The 26,059-nt window shown below is 32.5% G+C and carries 24 protein-coding genes and 1 tRNA gene; 14 read left to right on the forward strand and 11 right to left on the reverse strand.

The window, feature by feature from the left end; all coding sequences use genetic code 11:
• Nucleotides 1-22: 22 nt before the first annotated feature.
• Together sqr and E5167_RS08020 are read right to left on the reverse strand one after the other, a co-directional pair.
• A complete protein-coding gene (gene sqr / locus E5167_RS08015) occupies nucleotides 23-1,270 on the reverse strand; it encodes a type III sulfide quinone reductase, selenoprotein subtype (protein WP_136842882.1) in 1,248 nt (415 codons plus the stop codon).
• Nucleotides 1,271-1,438: 168 nt separating this feature from the next.
• Entirely contained in the window at nucleotides 1,439-2,284 is an 846-nt protein-coding gene (locus E5167_RS08020; protein WP_169301400.1) for a universal stress protein, read from the reverse strand.
• A 167-nt stretch (nucleotides 2,285-2,451) separates the two neighbouring features.
• Here E5167_RS08020 and E5167_RS08025 point away from each other — a divergent pair, with 167 nt between their 5' ends.
• The 4 genes from E5167_RS08025 (at nucleotide 2,452) to E5167_RS08040 (ending at nucleotide 6,459) form a co-directional block, all read left to right on the forward strand.
• Nucleotides 2,452-3,231, forward strand: a complete 780-nt coding sequence (locus E5167_RS08025; RefSeq protein ID WP_136842886.1) for a DUF3108 domain-containing protein — start codon at nucleotides 2,452-2,454, stop codon at nucleotides 3,229-3,231.
• A 4-nt stretch (nucleotides 3,232-3,235) separates the two neighbouring features.
• The gene (locus tag E5167_RS08030) at nucleotides 3,236-3,637 is read left to right on the forward strand and encodes a hypothetical protein (RefSeq protein ID WP_136842888.1); all 402 of its coding nucleotides are present in this window, start codon (nucleotides 3,236-3,238) and stop codon (nucleotides 3,635-3,637) included.
• A gap of 137 nt (nucleotides 3,638-3,774) precedes the next feature.
• Nucleotides 3,775-4,809: a M28 family metallopeptidase gene (locus tag E5167_RS08035; protein WP_136842890.1), complete on the forward strand. Its 1,035-nt coding sequence runs from the start codon at nucleotides 3,775-3,777 to the stop codon at nucleotides 4,807-4,809.
• 96 nt (nucleotides 4,810-4,905) lie between these two features.
• Nucleotides 4,906-6,459, forward strand: coding sequence for a M28 family peptidase (locus tag E5167_RS08040; protein WP_136842892.1), 1,554 nt, complete (start codon nucleotides 4,906-4,908; stop codon nucleotides 6,457-6,459).
• Nucleotides 6,460-6,611: 152 nt separating this feature from the next.
• Here the strand turns inward: E5167_RS08040 and E5167_RS08045 are convergent.
• The 3 genes from E5167_RS08045 to E5167_RS08055 form a co-directional block, all read right to left on the reverse strand.
• Nucleotides 6,612-6,687, reverse strand: a tRNA-His gene (locus tag E5167_RS08045).
• A 72-nt stretch (nucleotides 6,688-6,759) separates the two neighbouring features.
• Nucleotides 6,760-7,482 (reverse strand): bacillithiol biosynthesis deacetylase BshB1, encoded by a 723-nt coding sequence (gene bshB1, locus E5167_RS08050; RefSeq protein WP_136842894.1) that lies wholly within the window; start codon nucleotides 7,480-7,482, stop codon nucleotides 6,760-6,762.
• Between the two features lie 94 nt (nucleotides 7,483-7,576).
• Nucleotides 7,577-8,731 carry a trans-sulfuration enzyme family protein gene (locus tag E5167_RS08055; protein WP_136842896.1) on the reverse strand — a complete coding sequence of 385 codons (1,155 nt, stop codon included), beginning with the start codon at nucleotides 8,729-8,731 and terminating at the stop codon, nucleotides 7,577-7,579.
• A gap of 57 nt (nucleotides 8,732-8,788) precedes the next feature.
• Here E5167_RS08055 and E5167_RS08060 point away from each other — a divergent pair, with 57 nt between their 5' ends.
• A complete protein-coding gene (locus E5167_RS08060; protein ID WP_136842898.1) occupies nucleotides 8,789-9,364 on the forward strand; it encodes a pseudouridine synthase in 576 nt (191 codons plus the stop codon).
• Here E5167_RS08060 and E5167_RS15395 read toward each other — a convergent pair.
• From E5167_RS15395 to E5167_RS08085, 6 genes are all read right to left on the reverse strand, one after another.
• A complete protein-coding gene (locus E5167_RS15395) occupies nucleotides 9,359-9,505 on the reverse strand; it encodes a hypothetical protein (protein ID WP_169301401.1) in 147 nt (48 codons plus the stop codon). The genes E5167_RS08060 and E5167_RS15395 overlap by 6 nt on opposite strands.
• Before the next feature lie 42 nt (nucleotides 9,506-9,547).
• Complete coding sequence (locus E5167_RS08065) at nucleotides 9,548-10,954, reverse strand: MATE family efflux transporter (protein ID WP_136842899.1); 1,407 nt, start codon at nucleotides 10,952-10,954, stop codon at nucleotides 9,548-9,550.
• Between the two features lie 140 nt (nucleotides 10,955-11,094).
• Nucleotides 11,095-12,039: a tetratricopeptide repeat protein gene (locus E5167_RS08070; RefSeq protein ID WP_136842901.1), complete on the reverse strand. Its 945-nt coding sequence runs from the start codon at nucleotides 12,037-12,039 to the stop codon at nucleotides 11,095-11,097.
• A 71-nt stretch (nucleotides 12,040-12,110) separates the two neighbouring features.
• A complete protein-coding gene (locus tag E5167_RS08075) occupies nucleotides 12,111-12,299 on the reverse strand; it encodes a hypothetical protein (protein ID WP_136842903.1) in 189 nt (62 codons plus the stop codon).
• Between the two features lie 67 nt (nucleotides 12,300-12,366).
• Nucleotides 12,367-15,561 carry a cytochrome c biogenesis protein gene (gene ccsA / locus E5167_RS08080; RefSeq protein ID WP_136842904.1) on the reverse strand — a complete coding sequence of 1,065 codons (3,195 nt, stop codon included), beginning with the start codon at nucleotides 15,559-15,561 and terminating at the stop codon, nucleotides 12,367-12,369.
• An 89-nt stretch (nucleotides 15,562-15,650) separates the two neighbouring features.
• On the reverse strand, nucleotides 15,651-16,040 hold the full coding sequence (locus tag E5167_RS08085; protein ID WP_136842906.1) for a group III truncated hemoglobin: 390 nt from the start codon (nucleotides 16,038-16,040) through the stop codon (nucleotides 15,651-15,653).
• Between the two features lie 60 nt (nucleotides 16,041-16,100).
• Between E5167_RS08085 and E5167_RS08090 the strand changes: the two genes are divergently transcribed.
• The 9 genes from E5167_RS08090 (at nucleotide 16,101) to E5167_RS08130 (ending at nucleotide 25,948) form a co-directional block, all read left to right on the forward strand.
• On the forward strand, nucleotides 16,101-16,865 hold the full coding sequence (locus E5167_RS08090; RefSeq protein ID WP_136842907.1) for a Rossmann-like and DUF2520 domain-containing protein: 765 nt from the start codon (nucleotides 16,101-16,103) through the stop codon (nucleotides 16,863-16,865).
• Nucleotides 16,849-17,376 carry a KdsC family phosphatase gene (locus tag E5167_RS08095; RefSeq protein ID WP_136842909.1) on the forward strand — a complete coding sequence of 176 codons (528 nt, stop codon included), beginning with the start codon at nucleotides 16,849-16,851 and terminating at the stop codon, nucleotides 17,374-17,376. Before E5167_RS08090 ends, E5167_RS08095 begins: the two co-directional genes overlap by 17 nt.
• A 38-nt stretch (nucleotides 17,377-17,414) precedes the next feature.
• Nucleotides 17,415-18,329: a geranylgeranylglycerol-phosphate geranylgeranyltransferase gene (locus tag E5167_RS08100; RefSeq protein ID WP_136842911.1), complete on the forward strand. Its 915-nt coding sequence runs from the start codon at nucleotides 17,415-17,417 to the stop codon at nucleotides 18,327-18,329.
• Nucleotides 18,330-18,339: 10 nt separating this feature from the next.
• Nucleotides 18,340-18,933: a Maf-like protein gene (locus E5167_RS08105; protein WP_136842913.1), complete on the forward strand. Its 594-nt coding sequence runs from the start codon at nucleotides 18,340-18,342 to the stop codon at nucleotides 18,931-18,933.
• 5 nt (nucleotides 18,934-18,938) lie between these two features.
• Nucleotides 18,939-19,841, forward strand: a complete 903-nt coding sequence (locus E5167_RS08110; RefSeq protein WP_136842915.1) for a septum formation inhibitor Maf — start codon at nucleotides 18,939-18,941, stop codon at nucleotides 19,839-19,841.
• 45 nt (nucleotides 19,842-19,886) lie between these two features.
• Entirely contained in the window at nucleotides 19,887-20,423 is a 537-nt protein-coding gene (locus E5167_RS08115; protein WP_136842917.1) for a mechanosensitive ion channel domain-containing protein, read from the forward strand.
• 2 nt (nucleotides 20,424-20,425) lie between these two features.
• Complete coding sequence (gene corA, locus E5167_RS08120) at nucleotides 20,426-21,490, forward strand: magnesium/cobalt transporter CorA (protein WP_136842919.1); 1,065 nt, start codon at nucleotides 20,426-20,428, stop codon at nucleotides 21,488-21,490.
• 76 nt (nucleotides 21,491-21,566) lie between these two features.
• Entirely contained in the window at nucleotides 21,567-24,095 is a 2,529-nt protein-coding gene (locus E5167_RS08125) for a PIG-L family deacetylase (protein ID WP_136842921.1), read from the forward strand.
• 116 nt (nucleotides 24,096-24,211) lie between these two features.
• Entirely contained in the window at nucleotides 24,212-25,948 is a 1,737-nt protein-coding gene (locus E5167_RS08130; RefSeq protein ID WP_136842922.1) for a sodium:solute symporter, read from the forward strand.
• Nucleotides 25,949-26,059: the final 111 nt, after the last annotated feature.

Genomic DNA, 26,059 nt, shown 5'->3' on the forward strand with positions numbered 1-26,059 from the left:
GATATATATTGTTTTAATGTTATTATTTTTCTATTGTTTCAAAATGTTTTCCTTTTTCACTCATTGTAGCAGATACAAATGGTATGTGTATTCCTTTAATTAACATATTCCAATAAATCCATCTAAATGCCATTTTACCCATATGGTTTGTTCTACTTTCTTTTAATAAGCTTAATGGTCCTACGTGTGGAAAAGGGAATGAACCTTCAACTGGTTCGTGAGTATAATTGAAGTCAATTAATAATGCTTTTCCGTTACCTGTTTCGATAAAACAGTTTGCGTGACCATCAAATTCTTCTTTTAATGGTTCTCCATTAATGTATCTTAAAATGTTTTCGGTTAAAATTTCTGCTTCAAAATGTGCTACAGAACCTGCTTTTGATGCTGGTAAATTAGTAGCATCACCTATGGCAAAAATATTTTCGTAATCATTTGTTTGCAGCGTTGCTTTATTGGTTGGAATAAAGTTTAAATCGTCTCCCATGCCTGATTTTTCTATGAGCTCATCTCCCATATTTGTTGGCACTGTTACCAATAAATCGTACTCTACTTCAGTATCTGCATAATCAATTATTTTGTTGTTTTCGTAATCAACTCTTTCTATGCTAAAATCTGTTACTTCTTTTATATTTTTTTCTTCTAATAAATAGTGAAGCGTTTCGGTTGCTTTAGGTTTTGTAAAAGCACCTCCTAAGGGTGTTACATAAGTTATATCAACCTTATCTCTCATGCCTTTATTTTTAAAATATGAATCTGCTAAAAATGCAAACTCTAATGGAGCAACAGGACATTTTATAGGCATTTCTGTTATATGTACTACCAATTTACCACCTTTCCACTCACGAAGTTTATTACGTAATGCTTTAGCACCTTCGTAAGTATAGAAATCAAATATATTTTTGTGCCACATTGGACCATCCATACCTTCAGTTTCGGCTGGAGCTATTTTTGTGCCAGTTGCTACAATTAAAATATCATAATTTAATATTTCACCTCCTTCTAGTTCTACCTTATTAGCTTCAGGTTGTATTAATTCTATTTTCTTTTGAATATACTCTACCTTTTTAGGAATAAATTTCTTCCCATTTTTCTTTACTTGCTTTGTGGTGTAAATGTCAAAAGGTAAAAATAAAAACCCTGGTTGATAATAATGTGTTTTATATTGATCAACAATTGTAATTTTCCAGTCATTCTTGGGAAGTTTAGACACCAAATGGTTTGCCATCATGGTTCCAGAGGTTCCTGCTCCTAATATTAATAATCTTTTCATCTTTATATAAGTTTAGCGTTTTATAATGTATTCTCTATAAATTTATAAAATCTAGGGTAAAATTATAGGTTTTGCATGCAGTAAATTATGACAAAAATCATGAAAGCCCCATAAGTAACTTATGTTACAATGAGGCTTTCAAATAATAAATATTATTAATCATGCTTCTTATTGGTTGCTATTTTCCATTACTAAAAATGGAATATCAATATTAAAGGCAAAAGCTTCTACTAAATGTCTTGTAAAGAGCCGCTCTAAAAAAGAGTGATGCCTACTTGTCATTGCTAATATTTTAATGTTTTTTTCTTTTATATAATCTTGTATAGCTTTAAAAATATCTGCTTTTTCAAGATCGATAAATTCATGCTTTAAATTACTAAAATACGCGTCTAAAAAAGCTCTATTATTTTCTTGACTTGATGTTAAATCTCCATTATTAGTAACGTGAATGATATCTATACTAGATTTATAAAGTGATGAAATATCATATAACGACTTAAGGTCTTTGTTGCTATACTTAATTAAATAATTTGAAGTAAACGCAATTTTATCTACACCTTTAAATTTGCATCCATCTGGTATAGCCAAAACTGGTGTATTACAACGTTGCATAACTCTTGCTGTATTACTTCCAAAAAGAACTTTTTCGGCACCAGAAGCACCTTTAGTTCCCATAATTATTAAATCAATGTTTCTTGATTCACAAGCTTGATTAATGCCATCAACAAAATTATCATAGTCAACAATAGAATAAAACTGATGTAAATTATTATTATACGTTTCCTTAACATCATCTATTATGTTCTTAATAGACTTTTTGGCAATATCAATTAATGTATGATAGATTGTTGCCGAAGAGGTCATGGTCATTAAATCATCAGACACAAAAGAGGATGCTTTTTGAATGTTTATAACATAAAATTCACATACTTCATCTTTTAATAATTCTACTGCATAGTTAATTGCATTGATGGAATTATTCGAAAAATCTGTAGGTAATAAAATTGATTTCAAAATTCTTTCTATTTTTAACAAAGTAAATGTATTATAGCGAGCATATAAAAACTATGATAATTATCAGTTAATCTATAAGGATATATTTAGTTAGTTTTTAATATAGTAAGCTCTATTTTGGTATAATAAATGTTAATATTTGCGATATAATCTACAAACTACTACTTATGAAATCATTATTATTTACTTTACTATGCTTTTGGGCATTTACTTTTCAAGGTCAAAATAATGCTGTTGGCACTAACGAGAAGCTTGTATTTACAGCCTCGTATAATATGTCTGGGTTATTAACCGATTTAGCTCAAGTAACTATGGAAACCAGCGAAGTAAACACTTCAAAGAGCACGTTATTACATTTAAAATGTAAAGCCAGAACCTATAGTAAATGGGATAATTTCTTTAAGATAAACGATTTATACGAAACCTATGTACACCCTACTTCTTTAAAACCATATTTATACAAACGAGATATTAACGAAGGTGGTTACTATAAATTTATGCAATATAACTACAACCATAATACAAATACTGTAAAAAGCTTAAAAAGAAAAAGACGTGGTGATGGTACCTTTTGGGATGAAAATAAAAATATAACCATCTCTACTAACACAAGAGATCTAGTAGCAACCCTATATCACATTAGAAATTTAGATATACACAAAGCAACTATTGGTAGTGCTGATACTTTTACTGTATTAATGGACAACGAAGAATTTAAAGTAACACTCACTTTATTGGCTAAAGAAACTATTAGTACCAATATTGGTAAAAAAGAATGCTATAAATTAGCAATAGCCATTAATAAGAATAACCTTTTAGAAGGCACTAATAATAACTTACTTTGGTTAACAGCCGATGAAAATAAAATCCCTGTCTATGCCAAATTTAAAGTTCCTGTTGGTAATGGTGAATTAAGAATACAAAGTGCAACCGGTTTAAAAAATTAAAATTATGACTTTATATGTTTATTTGGGTTTTATCTCTCTTATTTTAATTCTGATTTTTGCTGCTATTGTTAAAAAATTAAGATTAGCAATTACTATCTTATCTTTAATAACTGCAATTATTGGACTAATACTTTCTATTTTACCTTTTGGCAAAATAGCTTTAATACCCATAATTGCAGCATTTATACTATGCTTTATTGCTTACAAAATGACTCAAAAAGTAAGTGCAAACACTAAGTTTGTTAAAGTTATTTTTTTAGTGACCATTGTAGCCTTTGCTTTATCTTTATATAGAATTGCGTTTGATGAAAACATTGTAGAAAACGATATTGAAACCATCGAAAAAGAAAAACAATCAAAAGAAGATGCGCTTGAAGAATTAGAAGATTTAGATATTGAAAATTAAACATATTTTCACTTTATTTGCCTAATAATTAATTGCTTAATTCATCAGCTATATATTTCTTTAGTATGATTATTCTCAAATAATCATTTATGTTAAAAAAATGCTTGGTGATTAACATTTGAACAAAGGGTAACTTCATGAAAGTTTTAATATACGTTTCGGCATTAGTACTTATTGGATCTTGTGCAAGCTTAAGCCATAAGGAAAAAATGCAAGCCATTGCTGACAATATTGAAATTGTACAACCTGAACAAGTAAAAACATACTCAAAAACAATAACATCTACAGAATTAAAAGAACATTTATACCTTTTTGCTTCTGATGACTTTAACGGAAGAAAAGCCGGAAGTGAAGGGCAAAAGAAAGCAGTTAAATTTTTACGAGACTATTACAAATCTCAAAACATACCTTCTCCACTAGCCGATTCTAGTTATTTACAAGTAATACCAAAACATTATTTAGGAGACGAATTTAACGACACTGAAAATTTATTAGCTTATATCGAAGGTACTGAAAAACCAAACGAAGTTATCATCCTTTCGGCACACCACGACCATGAAGGTACTGATAATGAGGGGGATATATATAATGGTGCTGATGATGATGGCTCGGGTACAGTAGCACTTATGGAAATGGCTCAAGCTTTTAATGAAGCTAAAAAAAATGGTCATGGCCCAAAACGAAGCATACTATTTTTGCATTTAACTGCAGAAGAATCTGGATTACAAGGCTCTAAATTTTATACCGAAAACCCAATATTTCCTTTAAAAAATACAGTAGCAAATCTAAATATCGATATGATTGGTCGTGTAGATAAGTATCATGAAAATAATCCTGAGTACGTCTATCTTATTGGATCCGATAGATTAAGCACTGAGTTACACTTTATCTCAGAGACTGTTAACAATGAGTTTACAAATCTTGATCTTAACTATAAGTATAACGAAGAAAATGAGCATAATCGCTATTATTACAGATCTGATCACTACAATTTTGCAAAGCATAATATTCCTGTGATATTCTATTTTAATGGAGAGCATGAAGACTATCATCAAGTTACAGATACACCAGATAAAATTGAATACAACATCTTAGAAAAACGTGCAAAACTTGTTTTTGCGACTGCATGGCAACTCGCTAATCAAGAAAATCGCATAATTGTTGACAAATAATGTGTTAAAAAGTGTTAAAAGACATGCTGTAAAAGGCATCATAATCGTTCTTTTTTCGTATTATCGCACATCACTTAAACATAACAATCTAATAAAATGAAAAAAACACTAATTCTATTAAGTATCTCTTTAATAGCTTTTTCTTGTAAAAAAGAAGCTACCCAAGAAGATATTATTAATTATGCAAGTACTATTACTCAAGATGAGTTAAAAGACCATTTATACATTTATGCTTCTGATGAGTTTGAAGGGCGTGAGACTGGAGAGCCTGGACAAAAAAAAGCTGTAGAGTATATTAAAAAAGAATACGAAACTCTAGGAATTCCTTCTGTGATCGAAGGCAATTATTTTCAAACAGTACCTTTAAACGTAGTAAAAACACCTAATGTAAGTATTTCTGTTAATGGCGAGTCTTTTAATTACTTTGAAGATTTTATTTCGCAAACTGCTGCCGCAACAGGAACGTTGTCTGCTTCAGAAATAGTATATGCAGGTTTTGGAATTGATGATGAAAAGTATAGTGATTACGAAAACCTTGATGTAAAAGGAAAAGTAGTAGTTGTTAAAGGTGGAGAGCCTAAAGATAAAGCAGGAAATAACATTCTTAGTGGTGGAAAAGAAGCTTCAAAATGGTCTAACGGTCGTCAAGCACTTTCATCTAAAAGAACGGCTGCTAAGGAGAATGGAGCAAAGGCTATTTTCTTTATGGATGCTGAATTATTTAACCGTTATTCAACTTTTTACAAAGAACGTGAAGCTAGTGGTGGAAGCAATAGATTGTCGTTACCTGTAAAAGAAGGTGCTGACCCAGAAATTTACGATTTCTTAATTAGTGAAAAAATGGGTAAAGCTTTAGTAAGTAATATAAACGAAACAACTGAAACAGCTTCAGTACCAACAAAACTAGATATCAACTACGAAAGCATTACTGAATCTCGTCCTTCAGAGAATGTAGCAGCAATGATTACAGGATCTGAAAAGCCAGACGAATATATTGTTATTTCATCTCACTTAGATCATATTGGTATAAACAGTAAAGGTGAAATAAATAATGGTGCTGATGATGACGGATCTGGTACCGTTTCATTATTAGAAATTGCTGAAGCATTTAAAACAGCAGCCGACAAAGGACATGGTCCAAAACGTTCGGTTATCTTTTTACACGTAACTGGTGAAGAAAAAGGATTATTAGGTTCTAGATATTATACTGATTACGAACCGTTAAAACCTCTTGCAAACACAGTTGCTAACTTAAATATTGATATGGTTGGTCGTATTGATCCAAAACGTGAAGGTGACAGAAACTACATCTACTTAATTGGAGCAGATAAGCTAAGTACTGAATTACACGAAATTTCAGAAGAAGTAAATAAAACTTTTACGAATATTGAGTTAGATTATACGTATAATGATGAGAACGACCCTAACCGTTTCTATTATCGTTCAGATCATTACAACTTTGCAAAAAATAACATTCCAATCATTTTTTATTTTAATGGTACTCATGATGACTATCACAGACATACAGATACGCCAGATAAAATTAATTATGACTTATTAGAAAATAGATCACGCTTGGTATTCCATACAGCATGGGAATTAGCAAATCGTGCAGAACGTATTGTAGTTGATAAAACTACTGAAGAATAAAAAAAGTATTCAAAATTATATAATAAGAAGCCTCCCAAAAAGGGAGGCTTTTTTGTTTGTTATGCTACCAACAACTATTGCTTTGTTAAATCAAAAAAAATAAATTAAAACCACAAAAAAAGCCCCTCATTTCTGAGAGACTTTGTCTTTCTGGGTGGAAGACGGGATTCGAACCCGCGACCCTTGGTACCACAAACCAATGCTCTAACCAGCTGAGCTACAACCACCATGTTAATAATGCCTTTAAAGGCGAGTGCAAATGTAAATTATTTCCTTTTTTTTACAAAGAGTTTTTTGCAATTATTTTAAATCGTATAAACTACCTACTGCAACATAGCGTTCTACTGTAAAACCTTCACCATGCTCCACTCCTATTAAACGCCCTAAATCTCTCGCTCTGTATTCTATACTGTCAGTGAAATTTTTGCTGGAAATTGGTGTTTCTGGCTCATTGCTTTTAGGATCGAAAAACTGTGTTTTATAAGCTAAAACAGCTTCCATTTTTTTATCTATAAACCCAGTAACATCTACTACAAAATCTGGTTCAATATTTTTCCACTGAATATAATGATATACATGCTTTGGTCGCCAAGGTTCTTGCCAACCATCTTCATCTGGACATTTGGTATCAATTTTTAACAAACCGCTTAAAAAACAGGCATCACTTACTAATTTACTTCCTTTACCATGATCTATATGTCTGTCGTCAATAGCGTTACATAACACAATCTCTGGACGATACTTTCGTATCATTTTAATAAGTTCTAGTTGATGGGTTTTATCATTAACAAAAAACCCATCAGCAAACTCCATATTTGTTCTTACGGAAACCCCTAAAATCTTAGCTGCTTGTAAAGATTCTTCGTCTCTTGTTTCTGCAGTACCTCGCGTACCTAATTCACCTCTGGTTAAATCAATGATACCTACTTTTTTTCCATTGGCAATCTCTTTTGCTAGCGTTGCACCACAACCTAATTCTACATCATCAGGATGTGCTCCTATAGCTAATATATCTAATTTCATCTTTTATATTTAATTATCGTTTATCTATCGTAATTCGTCATTGTATATTTTTATACTTTTAAAAAAAATACTATGGTTCACTTTTTATTACTTTTTAGCTAATTATTACTTTAAGGGCTTGTTTTATATCATTTATTAAATCATCAACTTCTTCTAACCCTACTGAAAAACGAATGAGTCCATCTTTAATACCTTGTACTGCTCTATCTTCTGGAGATAATAATGCATGCGAGGTTAACGCTGGTAAAATCATAGTACTCTCTACACCTGCTAAACTCATTGAGGGTTTAATAAGTTTTAGCGATTTTAAAAATAGCTCAGCATCTAAGCCTTCAGCTAAATCAAACGACAACATCGCTCCAAAACCTTTCATTTGCTTCTTTGCGAGTTTATAATCTGGATGACTTTTTAAACCAGGATAATATACCTTACTAATTGCTTCATTTTTATTTAAAATTTTTGCCATTTTTTTAGCATTTTTTTGTTGTGCCTTAACTCGAATGCTTAATGTTTTCATACTACGCTCAAGCATCCATACGGTAAAGTCACTTAAATTCCCTCCTAGATTTTTCGCTAAAGTCCAAATAGTATCTATATGCTCTTGTGTAGTTGCTACTGCTCCTGCACTAATATCACTATGACCTCCAAAATATTTAGTTGCACTATGCAGTACAATATCAATTCCTAAATCAATTGGCTTTTGAATAATTGGAGTGGCAAACGTATTATCTATAATAGAGATCATATTTTTTGATTTTGCTAACTTAGCAACTGCTTCAATATCCACTAATTTTAATAAAGGATTTGAAGGTGATTCTAAATAAATAAGCTTTGTGTTTGGTTTTATACATGCTTCAAAATCATCTACATGCAAACCATTAGTAAAGCTATACTCTATGTTATATCTATCAAAATGTGCCTCAATTAAATTACGAGTACCACCGTAAATATCATTTTGCAAAACTAAATGGTCGCCAGAATTTAAAAAAGCTAACAAGGTGGTGCTAATAACTGCCATCCCAGACGTAAAAATCATTGCTGCTTCGGCGTGTTCAAGTGCTGCAATTTTTTTTGCTAAATATTCTTGGTTTGGGGTATTAAAATAACGTGGATAACGACCAATTTCAACATCCATAAACTCATAAGAGGTTGACATGTATATTGGTGATACCGCACCTTTAAAAGTTTTATCCTCTAGTTCTCCTGTATGGGTACAAATGGTGTTTTCACCTAACTTATTTTTTGACATATTAGTAATTTTATAGTGAGATAAAGTTAGAAAAAAAGCAATACATTGCAGCTTAATATGCAACAAGAAATTCATAGCCATTACGTATTACATAAACCTTATGGTTATTTGAGTCAGTTTATAAATAATCAAAACAAACGTAAAAACAAAAAATTACTTGGTGAACTCTATAATTTTCACAAGAACACTATGGCTATTGGTCGTTTAGACGAAAAGTCTGAAGGCTTACTATTACTTACCACAAATGGAAAAGTTAGTACTAGAATTACTAGTCATAAATTTGAAAAAGAATATTATGTACAAGTAGATGGTGTTATTACAGATAATGCTATTAATAAATTGCAAAAAGGTGTAACAATTACTATACATGGTAAGCCTTACCATACAAAACCATGTGTCGTTTTTCGTGTTCATGACCTTTCTGATTATCCCATTAAACAACGACATGTTCGTGATGAACGCCATGGCCCAACGTCTTGGATTTCCATAACACTTACTGAAGGTAAATTTAGGCAAGTGCGAAAAATGACTGCTATAGTTGGCTTTCCAACTTTAAGATTAGTACGTGTTAGAATTGGTGATATTAAGCTAGATATAAATATAGGTATGGTTAGAGAGGTTAAGCAACTATAATCCTTTTGATTTAGCAATAATTGCCTTTAATCGCTCTTTACGTATTTCTTTTTCAGTTTTAAGCTTGTTCTTTTTACGAGTCATTAATTTGCTATGCTTTGCCTTATTCTTAGTGTTTTTCTCACGTCCCTGCTTTGCCATAGTGTCCTTTTAATAGCTCTAAATTAAAAATAAATATGTTTACTATACTTTTATTAACTTCCATTTCCCTTTTTTAAACCAAATAACACCAATAATGGCAATTAAAATTTCAGCTAAGGTAATGGCTGCAAATACGCCAACTGGTCCATAATCTAAAGTAATAGCCATAAGGTAGGCAAAAGGTAGTTGAAACAGCCAAAAGCATACAAAGTTAATGTATGTTGGTGTTTTAGTATCGCCCGAACCATTAAAAGCATTAATGATTACCATACCATAACCATAAAACACATAGCCAGCTGCAATCACTCTTAAACATAAACTTCCATATTTAATCACTTCGGCTTCAGCAGTAAATAAAGCGATTATTTGTGGTGAGAATACTAAATACACAATAGACACTAATAGCATAAAAATTGCACTATACTTTCCAGTAACCCAAACAGAGGTTTCGGCACGTTCTGGTTGTTTGGCTCCTAAATTTTGTCCAACTAAAGTTGCAGCAGCATTACTCATTCCCCAAGCTGGCATTAAAGTAAACATCATCACACGAATGGCAATGGTATAACCTGCTAGTACTTCGCTACCGAACTCACTCATAATGCGCATTAAGAACACCCAACTACTTGTACCAATTAAAAACTGACCAATGCCACCAAGCGATACTTTTATTAAATTAAACATGACACCTTCTTGAAGCACTAGATCTTTAACAGCGACTTTAATTTTGCTGTAACCAAAGAATAATATTCCTAATTGAAACACTACAGCACTACCGCGACCTATTGTAGTTGCAATGGCTGCACCTTCTACACCATAGGCTTCTACAGGCCCAAATCCAAAGATAAAAATTGGATCTAATATAATATTAAGTCCATTAGACAAAATAAGCGTCCACATAGCAATAGATGCATTGCCAGCACCTCTAAAAATTGCATTGATTAAAAACAGTAACATAATGGTAATGTTACCACCTAATAGTACTTGGGTATAACCGTAACCCTCTTCAATAAGATCGGTTTCAGCTCCCATAATGCTTAAAATTTCTTTAGGATACATAATACCAATAACACTAATACCAATAGCCACAGCTGTTCCTAAAAAAATAACTTGGACTGCAGCTTGTGATGCGCCTTTTAAATCGTTTTCTCCCACACGACGAGCCACAATAGCTGTAGCAGCCATACTTAAACCTATAGCAATAGCATAGACCAATGTAATGACCGATTCGGTTAATCCAATAGTTGCTACTGCATTAACACTTACTTGTGAGACATAAAAAATATCGACAATAGCGAAAATAGACTCCATAAGCATCTCTAAAATCATTGGAATAGAGAGCATGAAAATAGCACGACGAATACTACCTGTTGTAAAGCTTTCTTCTTTACCAGAGACAGCAATTTTAAAGTACTTAAAAAATTGTTTTATTGAAATATTTTTGGATGACATGTTGATATGATTAAATATAGACAAAGCAAAAAACTAAAGGTTTTTTGCAAAAAGGGTCGAACAAAATCGACAATACGGAAAGTGGGTTTATCCAATCATAATGCCGCAAATATTAGCATTTATTTTTAACCTGGCAAATTTTATTTCATTCTACTAACATCTGCTTCGGCTGCGATGTAGCCAAATCCAGACCAATTTCCGCTTTTAATAATGTCGTTAAACATCTTATTAGCCTTTTCTATATTGCCATTGTGGTAATGCCAATTAGCAATACCATATTGTGTTGCTTCGTTTGCTCCAATAGAGCCATTTTCTAGTTTTAGCAACTGGCTTTCTGTACGTTCTCCTTTATAAAAGAGTAATAAATCATGGTAGGCTACATTTTCGATAATAGTCATGTCATTAGAAATAGGTTCTAATATAGACGCAGCTTCGTCCTTCATATCCATTCGTTGTAAAATCATATACAACCAATGTCTGGTAGCCACTTGCATATCGTCATTTTTAGAAGTATCTAAACAGTCAGTAAATGCTATTAATGCATTTTTTAGGTCATTTTTCAAATAATATGCTAGTCCTAAATGATAGTAGATATTATTATGTAAAGTTGAAACAGGTTGGTTAAGTCTATTAGGAATACCATCTGGCTCAACTTGATCTTCAGTGTTTTTGATTAATGATTTAGCTTTTTCGAAGTCCTTAATAGCTTTGTCAAGTTGTCGTGTACTAATATACCTATGACCTCTGTGTCTTAAAAAACGAGCATCTTCGGGAAATTTATTGACACCTTCTGTAAATAGTTCAATAGCACGCTTATAATCTCCTAAATAAGCCATTCTTCTACCTAACCAAATAATGTTATCTGGCCAATCTTTATTGTTTTGGTAATTACTTAAAGCTTCCAGATATTTTACTATTTGTAAAGAATCTCGCTTAACATCTACCTGAGCTCTAATTAATGGCGTATTTAATAACGACATGCCTTGAGACGTATTAATTTTTATAGCTTCTAACTCGTGATTTTTGCAACCAAAAATTACTAAACAAACAATTAATAGAAAATTAATCTTTACCAATCTTATCATAAGCTCTAATTATTACAATTGCCCAAATAGCAACTAACACTGCTACAATTATTGAAAAATATAATACAATGTTATTTGCTTCCATTATTTACCATTTTAAATAAAATTAATAACCCAAGAAGCATTGGTGCCCACAAGCCAACAAAAATACCATGTAGCTCTTCACCGGAAAGAAATAAGTATTCGGCAACAATTATTATTACTAGACACAGTCCTAACATAAAAGCATTAGCAATGCCTAGTTTTTTAAAAAAATTCATACTCTATATTTTGATTTCTAAGTTACTAAAATTTAGTCACCAAATTATTTGTATGAATTAATAATTACTATTTTCTATAGTATTTAGCATATTTTTGGTAGGCAAAAATGGCAAGTAGTGCCACGATTCCTATTACAACCGCAATAGTACTTAAACTGTCTAATTGTTGTCCTGATTGATAAGAATGTAATCCTGCTAAATAAAAATTAACACCAAAATATGTAAAAATAATACTTGAAAATGCTATAATGGATGCTAAATTAAATCCAAAACGCCCTCTTAGTCCTGGTACTAACCGCATGTGAATTACAAACGCATACACCATAATACTAATAAGTGCCCAAGTTTCTTTTGGATCCCATCCCCAATAACGTCCCCAGCTTTCGTTTGCCCACATACCACCAAGAAAGTTTCCAATAGTTAGCATTACTAAACCAACTGTTAAAGCCATTTCATTAACAATGGTTAACTCTTTAATGTTTAGACTCATTTTTGCTTTATTCTCCTTATTAGTAAATATCATAAGTAATAATGATACAACTCCTAAAATCATACCTAATGTAAATGGTCCATAACTCCCTACAATTACAGCAACATGAATCATTAACCAATAGCTATTTAAAACTGGTTGTAAAGTACCTATGGATGGATCCATCCAATTCCAGTGTGCAATCATTAATATCATGGCTGTCACAAAAGCAGTTGAAGCCAATGTAATATCGCTTTTACGACCAAATAGCAAGCCAAACAACATAGTTGCCCAAGCTACATATATCATTGATTCGTAAGCATCGCTCCAAGGTGCATGACCAGATATATACCATCTTACTATAAGTCCAGCTGTATGCAACAAGAATAAACCTATAATAATAAATTTAAAAACAGTTACAGCAACATTAACACCTCTGCTTTTATCTTTAAATATTTGTACTATGAGCAGTACAAACATTAATGTTCCTGCATACATATACCAACTAAATAGGTTCTTGAAAATATCCCATTCATTATAAGTAATTTCAGCATTAATCTTTTTATCACTTATCATAACCTCAGCACCATAGTTTTTTTGCGTTTTTTTAATGGCAGCTAATAATTTATCGCTTTCAGCAAAATCGCCTGTTCTTTTACCTTCGTTTAGCATAAACAGATATGCTTTAAAACCAGTGTTTATAAAGTTTCCATACAGCGAATCTTTTAACTGAATCTTTTCATTTTGATATTCATAAGGTGAAATCCATCTATTATTATCATCTTCTGGAAGAGGGTAAATCTTTAATGTATTACCATTTAAAGTGCTATATAATAAATTAACCCGCTGATTAGCTTCTATAAACTCCTTTTGAATGGCCGTTGGTACTTGTGCAGTGGAAGCTTCATACATATAAGGGTCTAACTTATATTCACCTCTTTCAGTAAAAAAATGAGCAAAAGTTGCATACTTCTCTCCTTTTTCTAAACCAATAATACTTCTAATAGTATCGGCCTTTTTGAGCTTTAAATATATGATTGGCACGTTATACCATAAAAACGGACTTTCTTGCATGGATAGAAACACCTGATTAGCATCAAAGCCTTCATAAGTATCATGTTTAGTTAGTTTACGTAACAACTCCGAAGCATATGTGTTTATAGGCTTCATACGTCCATCAAAATCTTGAATTACCAATCGTCCTAACTTGTCTGCTTGCTCTTTAGGTGCAATATTCGCTCCTAAGATAGAGTCCACTTGAACCTTTGTTAGTGCTTGTTGCGTATGTTCATGACCATCATCTTCTGTATGCGTTTCTTGTGCGCTTGCTCCAAGTGTCGTCGCCAAAAATAAAGCTATAATTGTAGCTGCTTTTTTAGCTTTAATTTTTTGAAGGTTTCTACGTAAATCATCAAAACGCGTATGCTTAGCAAATAATATTGCCATCAATCCTAAATACAATAAAATATAGCCTAAATAGGTGATATTAGTTCCCCAAAAATCATGGTTTACAGATAAGATAGTTCCTTTTTCGTCAGGATCGAACGATGCTTGAAAAAACCTATATCCACGATGATTCAATATATTATTCATATAAATATGGAAATCGAAATCGCCTTCTTGCTCGTCCAACACTGTAATTTTACTTTCGTAGGCAGAATAACTATTGTCTGTTCCTGGAAATCGTTTTGCAATAAAATCGTTTAACTTAATACTAAATGGTAATTCAATAACTTTTGAACCATACTTAAAAGCAAAATCTAAACCACCTATAGTTACTTGTTTAAAAGCACTGTTAGTACCTTTTCCTCCTAGCAGTTTTACGGTTTTTGTTTCGTCGTTGGCTGTTACTTTTAACACTAAACCATCTTCGTCATTTCTTAGTATTTCTGACTTTTTCACAACATCAAACACCCCTTTTATTACAGGTTTAGGAAATACTAATGTTTGATTGCCTATAATATATCTAGAACGTAAAGCCAAAGGTTGAATACTATCCTTAACCAATTTTCCTTGTGCTTGTGTTGCCATAGTTAAGTATTCGCCCTCGTATGGAGATTGGATCGTTAAGGTACTATCTGTATAGGTAATATTTACTGCACCATCAGTTGGCTTATTTAGTGTATATAATACATTGTGTATGCTTTGAACTTGACCTTCTTTTAAAAAGTGGTTATGAGAGCCTCCCATACCAGCTTCCACTATTTTTAAATAATTTTCTCCAGATTCATCTGGAATAATATCTTCTTCTGCGCTTTGAATAAACTCTTCAAGTTCAACAGTAACTGGTTGACCGTTATAACTTTCTTTCTTAATAAAGGAATTATTAAGCCTATGTGAAAAATCCGTTTCATATTCTCCAGGCAAACGCATTTGTTGTCCATTAACCACATAATCACCATCAATGTACATGGTTAAATATGTTTTTTGAGAAAGAAACGTATTTTCGGTGGCACCTTCTCGAATGGCCATCATTCCTTCAAAACTGATATATCTAGTGATAAACGCACCAATAAAAATAAAGATAAAGGCTAAGTGTAATACTAAAGTTGCCCATTTTTCTTTTCTTAAAAGACGATACCTAAAAATATTTCCAATAAAATTTATGGTAAATAACACCATAATGGTTTCGAACCACCAAGCATTATAAATAAGCGTTCTGGAATATGGTGTTGGCGAGGTTTCTTGTCCTGCATCCATAAAAGTTCCAATAATCATTGCAACTGCAAAAGCTATAAATAAAAAGGCTGTAAGTCTTGTAGAAAACAGAATGTTGGAGAGTTTTTTTAACATAACGAAAGTCGTCTATTTTGAGTGGTGCAAATTTAGTGTTTTTCTTTATAAAGCATAAAGAATAGCTAATATTTAACAAGGATAAAATTTTAGCTGTTTTGCCTAGCTTGAAAAATTTGTAAGTATAGAAATGTTCCCATTTTTCTGGCACGTCTTTTGGCGTTCTCAGCTGTTTCTCCAGCAAACAATTCATCTATAGTTTGAAACCATAAATTTAGCCATACACCAAAATGAAATTCAGATATTTTATTACCATGTTCATTATCTGCCTTTACATGAGCCTCTAAAGGATTTCCGTAATATTTTGTTTGCAAAAACAGACTTGATTCCCAAAAGGTTGTTAACCTATCTAAGTGTTCATCCCAATCGTTTATTCTATCAAAAAAAGGATCTAAAGTATCATCTTTTCTAACTTTTTTATAAAACGATGACACTAAGAGATAAACGTCGTCTCTAGTTTTTATATCTTTTTTTCCCATTGTTTACAAAGATAGTTCATCAAACTTTCAAATCATATTTTACTTGTCTATTTTAGCAACATGATTTCAGTAACACTCATTGGCGCTGGAAATGTGGCAACACATTTATACAAAGCTTTAAAAAGAGCTAAGGATACAACCGTTATACAATGGTATAGCAGAAATATGTCTTCAATATCGTCTTTTAAAAACGAAGTAGAAATTACTAATGATATTAACAGCCTAAAAACTGCTGATGTATATATTATTGCAGTTTCCGATAGTGCCATAAGTACGCTATCCTCTCAATTACCTTTTTCTAATGAATTGGTAGTACACACTTCTGGAAGTGTGAGTTTACACGATTTAGATAAAAAACATCATCGTGGTGTATTTTACCCTTTGCAAACATTTACTAAAGGTGCAGATTTAAACTTTACAGAAGTACCTATTTGCATAGAAGTTGAAAATAAGGTGCATTTACAAACTCTTAAAAATTTATCGGAAGCTTTAGGCTGCAAGCATTACAGAGTAAATTCAGACCAGCGTGCTGCATTACATTTAGCTGCGGTGTTTGTAAATAATTTTACCAATCAGTTGTATCGTGTTGCACATGAAATTACCGAATCTAAAAGTGTTGATTTTAATATTTTAAAGCCATTAATAAAGGAAACTGCTAGTAAAATAGACACCTTATCGCCTTACATGGCACAGACAGGTCCAGCTGTTCGCAACGATAATAAAACCATAAAAAAACACTTAAAATCTCTAGATAAAGACATTCATAAACAGATTTATGAATTACTAACAAAATCAATTAAACTAACCCATGGGAAAAAGCTATAAAGAATATTTAAACAATATAACTACTTTTATTTTTGATGTTGATGGCGTACTTACTGATGGTACCGTCACCATTACTACCAATGGTGACATGTTAAGAAATATGAATATTAAAGATGGTTACGCCATTAAAACTGCGGTTGATAGAGGTTATAATATATGTGTTATTTCTGGTGGCTCTAACGAAGGAGTTCGTTTGCGATTACAAGGGCTAGGTGTAACAAATATTTATTTAGGTGCAAACAACAAAATTGACCAAATGAGTAAATTCTTGCACATATATAATATAGACTTAAAAAATGTATTATATATGGGAGACGATATTCCAGATTTACCAGCGATGAAATTAGCTGGTTTACCGTGTTGTCCTCAAGATGCTGCACCAGAAATTAAAGATATTTCAAGTTATATATCACATAAAAATGGTGGCAAAGGTGCTGTTCGAGATGTGATTGAACAAGTACTAAAAGTTCAAGGAAAATGGGCAGCCAATTTTGATGCGAAATACGACTAGTTTGCAGTTTTCAGCATGCAAACTTGATAACGCACTATATGACTAATATTCTAAACCTCATCCGTTGGAACAACCTTGTACTCATTACTTTAGTACAAGTATTGGTTAAATATGCATTGTTCGAGTCTTTTAATATTCAGCTTACTTTAAATACCGCTCAGTTTATCATGCTTATTTTATCAACAATAAGTATTGCTGCTGCAGGTAATGTTATTAATGATATCTATGATATAGAAACCGATTTGGTGAACAAACCCCAAAAAGTGATTATAGGCAAAAGTATTTCAGAAAAAAAAGCCTTATACCTGTTTATTATCTTGAATGTAATGGGTGTTGGTTTGGGGTTTTATGTATCAAACATTATAGACAGAAGTGGTTTTGCAGTCATTTTCATAATAATTTCAGCATTGCTTTACATATATGCTTCCTACTTAAAGCAAACATTGTTAATAGGAAATATAGTCATTTCAATATTGGTTGGTTTAAGCATTTTAATCGTTCCTGTGTTTGATTTAATTCCTTCTATTACAAACTCCAATAGAGAATTATATGTAGATATTTTTAAAATCACTTTCAACTATGCTGTATTTGCTTTTATGATTAATCTTCTTCGTGAAATCATTAAGGATATTGAAGATATTAATGGCGACTATAAGGCACAAATGAAAACACTCCCAATACTAATTGGCAGAGATAGAACGACCTTGTTTGTATTTGCGCTGTCGTTTGTTCCTTTAATAGCTATTGTGCACTACATTATATCGTATTTATACAATTACCTGTTTGCGACTGTTTATTTTCTGTTGCTTATTGTTGGTCCAATGCTGTATTTTACGATTAAAATGTTTTCTGCGGAACAAAAAAAAGACTATCAGCATTTATCTAAGGTATTAAAACTTATTATGTTGTTTGGTGTGTTATCTTTGTTATTATATCCATTAATACTCAAATAATGCTCAATCAATGCTCAACGAAAAACTAAAAGATTATCGTATTATTTTAGCGTCAGGTTCGCCTAGGCGTAAGCAGTTTTTTAAAGATCTTGGTTTAGAGTTCGATATCATTTTAAAGCCTATAAAAGAAGAATATCCTAACCGCTTACGCCATTTTGAAATTAGTAACTATTTAGCACAGCTAAAATCGTTACCTTTTGAAAAAGACCTAAAACCAAACGATATTTTAATAACCAGCGATACCATTGTTTGGCATAATGAAACTGCACTTGGTAAACCAAGACATAATGAAGAGGCTTTTAGCATGTTACAATCACTAAGTGGCAAAACACATGAGGTCATTACCTCTGTTTGTATAAAAACCACTAAAACCGAAAAAACCATCCATAGTATAACCAAAGTAACTTTTAAAGTACTAACTGATGACGAAATTTGGTATTATATTCATAATTTTTCGCCATTAGATAAAGCTGGTGCGTATGGCATACAAGAATGGATTGGACAAATAGGTGTTACCAAGCTAGAAGGATCTTACTTTAACGTTATGGGATTACCTGTACATATGGTATATCAAACACTAAATGAAATTGTAGAACGCAAATAATAAATATGAACAGATTTAAGTATTACAGTGTATTATTGCTAACCTTACTTTTAACAAACACTTCCTGCAAAAACAACAACACAAAACAGGGAAGTACAATTACAACCGAAAATATAACATACCGTAATCTTAGTCAAGAATTTAAAGAGTATTGGTATGTAGGCGAAGCCGAAATAACTTCATATACATTACAGCAAGCTCGTTATGGTGAAATTAGAAACGGACATGCTGCTTTAATTTATGTCACTGAAGATTTTCTACCCGAAGAACAAGTAAAAGCAAATGCTCAAGATTCAGATAACATCTCTGTATTAAAACTCAATGCTACTAAAAAATTTAATACAGGAATTTATCCGTATTCCATTATGCAAAGCACCTTCTACCCTCTCTCAACTGTAGAGCATGCTACTAAAATATCTTGTTCAGTGCAGGAATGGTGTGGACAAACCTACACACAACTTAATACTAGAAAAGCGTTTGAAATTAACTCACACTCTTATTTTCAGGGTGAAGCTGATAAAAGCTATACGATAGAAAAGGCTATTTTAGAAAACGAACTTTGGACACAACTACGCGTTAATCCTAAAGAGCTTCCAGTGGGAGATGTAGAAATAATTCCTTCTTTTGAGTTTCTTAGCTTAAAGCATATTGAACTTAAACCATATCAAGCAAATACAAGTTTAACAGCAACATCCTACACTATTGAATATCCTGAGTTAGATAGAACCTTAACTATTAATTTCAATAAAAACACCCCTTTTGAAGTGTTGGGCTGGACAGAAACATTTAAAAGTGGAACAGAAATACTTACAACAAAAGCTACCAAACTAAACACTATTAAGTCGCCTTACTGGAATAAGAACAGCAACAGGGATAGTATTTTAAGAGAAACTCTCAAACTTAAATAGTTGTTTGTAAACCTAACTCTTTATCTTTGTGTAAATACTTAATCAATGACTCAGTTTTTTGCAACATACAAAGACGAGCTAATACAAACCTTAATTGTTTTAGCCATACTTCTTTTACTCAGGTTTATTGTTCAAACCCTTGTTAGAAAAATAGGACGAAAAAGCAATATTAACGATGCGCGTATCAACCTTATAAATAGGTATGTAACGGTTACTTTATTGTTTGTAGTTCTACTCATAGAAGCTTTTATATTTGGAGCAGAACCTGATGAATTATCATTAGTGTTTTCATCTGTTTTCGCTGTTATAGGTATTGCACTTTTTGCTATTTGGTCTATACTTAGTAACATCACTTCTGGCGTTATTATGTTTTTTTCGTTCCCATATAAAGTTGGCGATAAAATTGAAATACATGATAAAGATTATCCCATTAAAGCTATTATTGAAGATATTGGAGCATTTCAATTACATTTACGGCAGGATAATGGCGATTTAGTTACGTATCCTAATAATCTAATTTTACAAAGAGCTGTAACTTTAGTCAAGAAAGATGCCATCGATGATGATAGTGAAGCATTATAAATATGGGCAAAAAAAGAACTTCAAAATATAAAAAACACGTAGGACAAATCCCTGGAGCCCTTGTATATACAGGTGATAAGTCTTCGAAGCTTTTTATTGAATCTTTCGATTATACTGCCGATAGTATTGAAGAAAAGGAACTCACAAATATTGATGACGTACTTCATTACAAAACTACAGATTCGATTACCTGGATAAATATTAATGGGCTTAACAATATTAATGAGATTGAAAAAATTGGTATTAATTATAATATTCACCCATTAACGCTTGAAGACATTGTAAACACTTCTCAACGACCAAAAATAGATGAATATGAAAACTATTTGTTTGTGGTTGTAAAAATGTTGTATTACGATAAAGATGAACGTGTGGTTTCAGAACAAGTAAGTTTCATTCTAGGCTCCAATTATGTACTCTCATTTCAAGAAGCCGAAGGCGATGTATTTGATTCAGTTAGAGATAGAATTAGAGCGAAAAAAGGACGCATTCGTAATTTAGGAGCCGATTATTTACTCTACGCACTTATAGATTCAGTAGTAGATCACTATTTCGAAATTATCGAAACTATGGGAAATAAAATTGAAGAGCTTGAAGATCATCTCTTTAGTGGCAACCCAAAAGAAGAAATAACAACCCAAATCCAGTCGCTAAAACGAGAGGTATTAAAAGTGAGACGTGCTATTTTTCCTTTAAGAGAAATTATTAATCGGATTGAAAAAGTAGAACATAAACTCATTCAAAAAAAAACCATTCATTTTTTCCGTGACATCTACGATCATATCATACAAGTATCTGAAAACATTGATATTTACAGAGAAATGATTTGGGGATTAATGGACATGTACATGACTACCATTAGCAATAAAATGAATGAAGTCATGAAAGTACTAACCATTATTGCTACTATTTTTATCCCATTAACCTTTATCGCTGGTATCTATGGAATGAATTTCGAAAATATTCCAGAACTCAGTTATAAATATGGTTATTTTGTTTTATGGGGAATTATGATTATGTTGTTTATAGGTATGCTTTTTTACTTTAAACGAAAAAAGTGGTTATAACCGTTAAAGAAAGATTAAAACCAAGCTTCACACATGCTTTCTTTTATATATTTGGTTTCAGCAAACCACTATAACCATGCAAAGATTTAAATTAGCAACACTTCTTGCTCTTTTTTCAATACTAATTTCTTACAGTCAGCAACCGCAAAAACCTAATGCTACAGAAATTTATGAAGCTGTACAAAAGTTAAATGTTTTAGGCTCTGTTTTGTATGTAGCTGCACATCCTGACGATGAAAACACACGACTAATATCATATATGTCAAACCACGTAAAAGCTAGAACTGCTTATCTTTCTATTACTCGTGGTGATGGTGGACAAAATTTAATTGGCCCAGAAATTAGAGCATTGTTAGGGGTCATTCGTACGCAAGAATTACTAGCTGCGCGACGTGTAGATGGTGGTGAGCAACGCTTTACAAGAGCAAACGATTTTGGCTATTCTAAACATCCAGATGAAACCTTTGCCATTTGGGATAAAGAAAAAGTATTAGGCGATGTTATTTGGGCCATTAGACAGTTTAAACCTGACGTTATTATAAATCGTTTTGACCACAGAACTCCAGGAACTACACATGGTCACCATACAGGATCTGCCATGTTAAGTATGGAAGCTTTTGATTTGGTTAACGATAAAAACAGCTATCCAAACCAATTAGAATATGTAGATACGTGGCAACCTAAACGCTTGTTTTATAACACATCTTGGTGGCGTTATGGTTCTCAAGAAAATTTTGATAAAATAGATAAAAGCAACATGTTAGGCTTTGATGTTGGTGTGTATTATCCGTTAAAAGGAATGTCTAACAATGAAATAGCATCCTTAGCTAGCAGCCAACATCTGTGTCAAGGATTTGGTAGGTTAAGTACTCGTGGCTCACAAGAAGAATACATAGAATTTTTAAAAGGCGAGTCTCCAGAAAACAAAGATGATGTCTTTTCTGGAATTGATATCTCCTGGAATCGTATTAAAGGTGGAAAAGCCATTGGAGATATTCTATACAAGGTAGAACAAAACTTTAATTTTAGAAATCCTTCAGCGCATTTAAACGATTTAATGAAAGCGTATGCTCTTCTACAAAACATTGAAGACAAGCATTGGAGAACCATAAAAACCAAAGAGTTACAAAATATTATTAAAGCATGTTTAGGGTTGTATTTAGAAGTTTCGGCTAATACACCTACTACAAGTGCTGGAAGTGATATTACATTAAACTTTGAAACCTTAAACCGTAGTAATACTAGTGTTAATTTAGTATCATATAAAGTATCTTCCGAAAATAATTCAGTTGAAAAAAATCAAGTGTTGGTATCAAATAAAAAAGAAACTTTTAAACAAGATATTACACTTCCAAAAAACATTAAAACCACAACACCTTATTGGCTAGAAGAAAAAGGTTCATTAGGAATGTATAAAGTGGATGACCAAACCTTAATTGGAAATCCAGAAACACCTAGAGAGTTAAGTGTGGATTTTAATCTTTCAATAAATAACAGACCAATCACAATTACAAAAAATGTGGTGTATCGTTACTCTAAACCAGACAAAGGTGAGCTTTACAGACCTTTCGAAATTATTCCAGAGGTATCTGTAAGCATAAGCGATAAAGTATTCATTTTCGAAAATGACAAGCAAAAAGATATTGAAGTAACTGTGAAAGCTGGAAGAGATAATATTGAAGGTGCTATTTCACTTGAACATCCAAAAGATTGGAATGTATATCCTGCGCAGCAAAAAATAACTTTAGCTAACAAAGGAGAAACACAAACCTTAGTATTTACGGTTATTCCACCCAAATTTCAAAGTGAAGGAACGTTGGTACCAAAAGTATCAGTGAATGGAAACACCTACTCCAAAGAACTAATAGAAATAGACTATAGCCATATTCCGTTTCAAACCGTATTATTACCAAGTGAAAATAAAATTGTGCGCTTAGATATTCAAAAACGAGGCGAAAACATTGGCTATATAGAAGGTGCTGGCGATGTCGTTCCTGAAAGTTTACAACAAATAGGTTATAACGTTATAAAAGTAAAACCAGAAGATATTACCGCTGAAAATCTGGCACGCTTTGATGCTGTAGTAGTTGGCATTAGAGCTTATAACATTGTAGATGAATTAAAGTTTAAGCAAGATATTCTATTTGATTTTGTGGAGAAAGGTGGTAATATGATTGTGCAATACAACACTAGCAGAGGTGTTAAAGTCGATAACATTGCGCCTTACCCTTTAAATCTATCAAGAGATAGAGTGACTGATGAATACGCAGACGTAAGAATACTAAATCCAGAGCACGAGCTTTTAAATTTTCCTAACAAAATCACCTCAAAAGATTTTGATGGTTGGACACAAGAACGTGGCTTGTATTTTCCTAACGAATGGAGTAAAGAATTTACACCACTTATCTCTATGAATGATAAAGGCGAATCGCCAAAAGAAGGTAGTTTATTGGTGGCAAAGCATGGTAAAGGCCATTACATCTATACAGGATTGAGCTTTTTTAGGGAGTTCCCTGCTGGTGTTTCTGGAGCGTACAGACTTTTTTCCAACATGCTTTCTATTGGAAAAGAAAATATTAATTTAAAGAAAAAACTAACCGATTAACATGGAAGGACATACATACCAAAAAGCAAAATGGAAACACTGGTACACTTTAGTATTGGTTGCTAATGCCATTTATATCATCATTTTCTATTTTATAACAGTATCACTTTCATAGTATGAATCATTTTACAAAATTAGCCACACTAGATTGGACTATCCTTATATTCACACTCGTTTCTATTGTAGCGTATGGTACCTGGATAACTAGAAAAAATAGAGACGTAAAAGACTACTTAAAAGGCGGAAGCACCTCAAAATGGTGGACCATTGGTTTATCAGTCATGGCAACACAAGCCAGTGCTATTACCTTCCTTTCTACGCCTGGGCAAGCATTTAACGATGGTATGGGCTTTGTGCAATTTTATTTTGGATTGCCAATAGCTATGGTCGTGATTTGTATGGTGTTTATTCCATTATACCATCGCTTAAATGTCTATACAGCCTACGAATTTTTAGAAAAACGCTTCGATTTAAAAACAAGAACCTTAACTGCTATCTTGTTTTTAATACAACGCGGATTGGCAGCAGGAATCACCATTTTTGCGCCTGCCATTATTTTATCAGTCGTATTAGGCTGGAACTTGTTATTGCTTAATATCATCATTGGAATTCTCGTGATTATCTACACGGTTTCTGGAGGTACCAAAGCGGTAAGTGTCACTCAAAAACACCAAATGATTGTAATTTTTACTGGAATGGTGGTCGCGTTTATCATTATAGTCAATAAGCTACCAGCAGACATCACTTTCTCTAAAGCTTTGGAAATTGCTGGTGCTAGTGGTAAAATGGAAGTGCTCGATTTTTCATTCGATTTAAATAATCGCTACACCTTTTGGAGCGGCATTATAGGTGGTACCTTTTTAATGCTCTCCTATTTTGGGACCGACCAAAGTCAGGTACAACGCTATCTCTCAGGAAAATCGGTTAAAGAAATGCAATTAGGCTTGTTATTTAATGGCCTATTTAAAGTACCAATGCAGTTCTTTATTTTGTTGGTTGGTGTGATGGTATTCGTGTTTTATCAATTTAACGAAGCACCTTTAAACTTTAATCCCGATGCAACTAAAACGGTTTTAAACTCACAATATGCTGAGGAATACAAAGCCTTACAGGAACAACAAGCGGCAATTTTTAATGATAAGCAAACTTATATTGTTGACTTTATCAATGATAATAATGAAACCACAAAAACCAAAATTGCTGAAGCGAATAAGGCTTACGAAGCCCTTAGGGAAGAAGGTAGAACATTAATTGAAAAAGCAGCTGATGCACAGCAACTAAAAGTAGAGAAAAACGATAAAGATTATGTGTTTATCAACTTTATATTAAACAATTTACCAAGAGGCTTAATAGGCTTATTATTAGCGGTAATTTTAAGTGCAGCTATGTCGAGTACCTCTAGTGAATTAAATGCCTTAGCCTCTACCACCACAATCGATTTATACAAACGAAATACTGGAAAACACACAGAAGAAGACATGGTAAAAGCCTCAAAATTGTTTACCCTTGGTTGGGGAATTTTAGCCATTGGTATTGCCTGTGTCGCTAACCTCGCTGAAAATTTAATACAACTGGTAAATATTATTGGCTCTATTTTTTACGGAAACGTGTTAGGTATCTTTTTACTCGCCTTTTTTATAAAATGGGTAAAAGGAAATGCCGTGTTTACTGCTGCCCTCATTACACAAGTGATTGTGATTGGACTGTTTTTACTAAACGAATACGAGTTTATAAACCTCCCATTTTTATGGTTGAATTTTGTAGGCTGTGTGATTGTGATGGTGATTGCCATGTTATTACAATCTATGAGTAAAAATACACCTAGTGAAGGTTTAGAAGCTGTTGGTGAGTAAAAAAAGTAACCACAATTTGTATTGTGCTTATCGGTATTGACTATGGCTTCGTTACGAAATGGTACGTGAGTATCATTCCATCGTAACCATAAATTTAGCAAAAACACTTGA

This window comes from Pontimicrobium aquaticum (assembly GCF_005047595.1).
Classification (GTDB): Bacteria; Bacteroidota; Bacteroidia; order Flavobacteriales; family Flavobacteriaceae; genus Pontimicrobium; species Pontimicrobium aquaticum.

Excerpts from the sequence above, each read along its gene's own strand:
- sqr (WP_136842882.1), bottom strand. The coding sequence starts at position 1,270 with ATGAAAAGATTATTAATATTAGGAGCAGGAACCTCTGGAACCATGATG.
- E5167_RS08025 (WP_136842886.1), top strand. The coding sequence starts at position 2,452 with ATGAAATCATTATTATTTACTTTACTATGCTTTTGGGCATTTACTTTT.
- E5167_RS08030 (WP_136842888.1), top strand. The coding sequence starts at position 3,236 with ATGACTTTATATGTTTATTTGGGTTTTATCTCTCTTATTTTAATTCTG.
- E5167_RS08035 (WP_136842890.1), top strand. The coding sequence starts at position 3,775 with ATGAAAGTTTTAATATACGTTTCGGCATTAGTACTTATTGGATCTTGT.
- E5167_RS08040 (WP_136842892.1), top strand. The coding sequence starts at position 4,906 with ATGAAAAAAACACTAATTCTATTAAGTATCTCTTTAATAGCTTTTTCT.
- bshB1 (WP_136842894.1), bottom strand. The coding sequence starts at position 7,482 with ATGAAATTAGATATATTAGCTATAGGAGCACATCCTGATGATGTAGAA.
- E5167_RS08055 (WP_136842896.1), bottom strand. The coding sequence starts at position 8,731 with ATGTCAAAAAATAAGTTAGGTGAAAACACCATTTGTACCCATACAGGA.
- E5167_RS08060 (WP_136842898.1), top strand. The coding sequence starts at position 8,789 with ATGCAACAAGAAATTCATAGCCATTACGTATTACATAAACCTTATGGT.
- E5167_RS15395 (WP_169301401.1), bottom strand. The coding sequence starts at position 9,505 with ATGGCAAAGCAGGGACGTGAGAAAAACACTAAGAATAAGGCAAAGCAT.
- E5167_RS08065 (WP_136842899.1), bottom strand. The coding sequence starts at position 10,954 with ATGTCATCCAAAAATATTTCAATAAAACAATTTTTTAAGTACTTTAAA.
- E5167_RS08070 (WP_136842901.1), bottom strand. The coding sequence starts at position 12,039 with ATGATAAGATTGGTAAAGATTAATTTTCTATTAATTGTTTGTTTAGTA.
- E5167_RS08075 (WP_136842903.1), bottom strand. The coding sequence starts at position 12,299 with ATGAATTTTTTTAAAAAACTAGGCATTGCTAATGCTTTTATGTTAGGA.
- ccsA (WP_136842904.1), bottom strand. The coding sequence starts at position 15,561 with ATGTTAAAAAAACTCTCCAACATTCTGTTTTCTACAAGACTTACAGCC.
- E5167_RS08085 (WP_136842906.1), bottom strand. The coding sequence starts at position 16,040 with ATGGGAAAAAAAGATATAAAAACTAGAGACGACGTTTATCTCTTAGTG.
- E5167_RS08090 (WP_136842907.1), top strand. The coding sequence starts at position 16,101 with ATGATTTCAGTAACACTCATTGGCGCTGGAAATGTGGCAACACATTTA.
- E5167_RS08095 (WP_136842909.1), top strand. The coding sequence starts at position 16,849 with ATGGGAAAAAGCTATAAAGAATATTTAAACAATATAACTACTTTTATT.
- E5167_RS08100 (WP_136842911.1), top strand. The coding sequence starts at position 17,415 with ATGACTAATATTCTAAACCTCATCCGTTGGAACAACCTTGTACTCATT.
- E5167_RS08105 (WP_136842913.1), top strand. The coding sequence starts at position 18,340 with ATGCTCAACGAAAAACTAAAAGATTATCGTATTATTTTAGCGTCAGGT.
- E5167_RS08110 (WP_136842915.1), top strand. The coding sequence starts at position 18,939 with ATGAACAGATTTAAGTATTACAGTGTATTATTGCTAACCTTACTTTTA.
- E5167_RS08115 (WP_136842917.1), top strand. The coding sequence starts at position 19,887 with ATGACTCAGTTTTTTGCAACATACAAAGACGAGCTAATACAAACCTTA.
- corA (WP_136842919.1), top strand. The coding sequence starts at position 20,426 with ATGGGCAAAAAAAGAACTTCAAAATATAAAAAACACGTAGGACAAATC.
- E5167_RS08125 (WP_136842921.1), top strand. The coding sequence starts at position 21,567 with ATGCAAAGATTTAAATTAGCAACACTTCTTGCTCTTTTTTCAATACTA.
- E5167_RS08130 (WP_136842922.1), top strand. The coding sequence starts at position 24,212 with ATGAATCATTTTACAAAATTAGCCACACTAGATTGGACTATCCTTATA.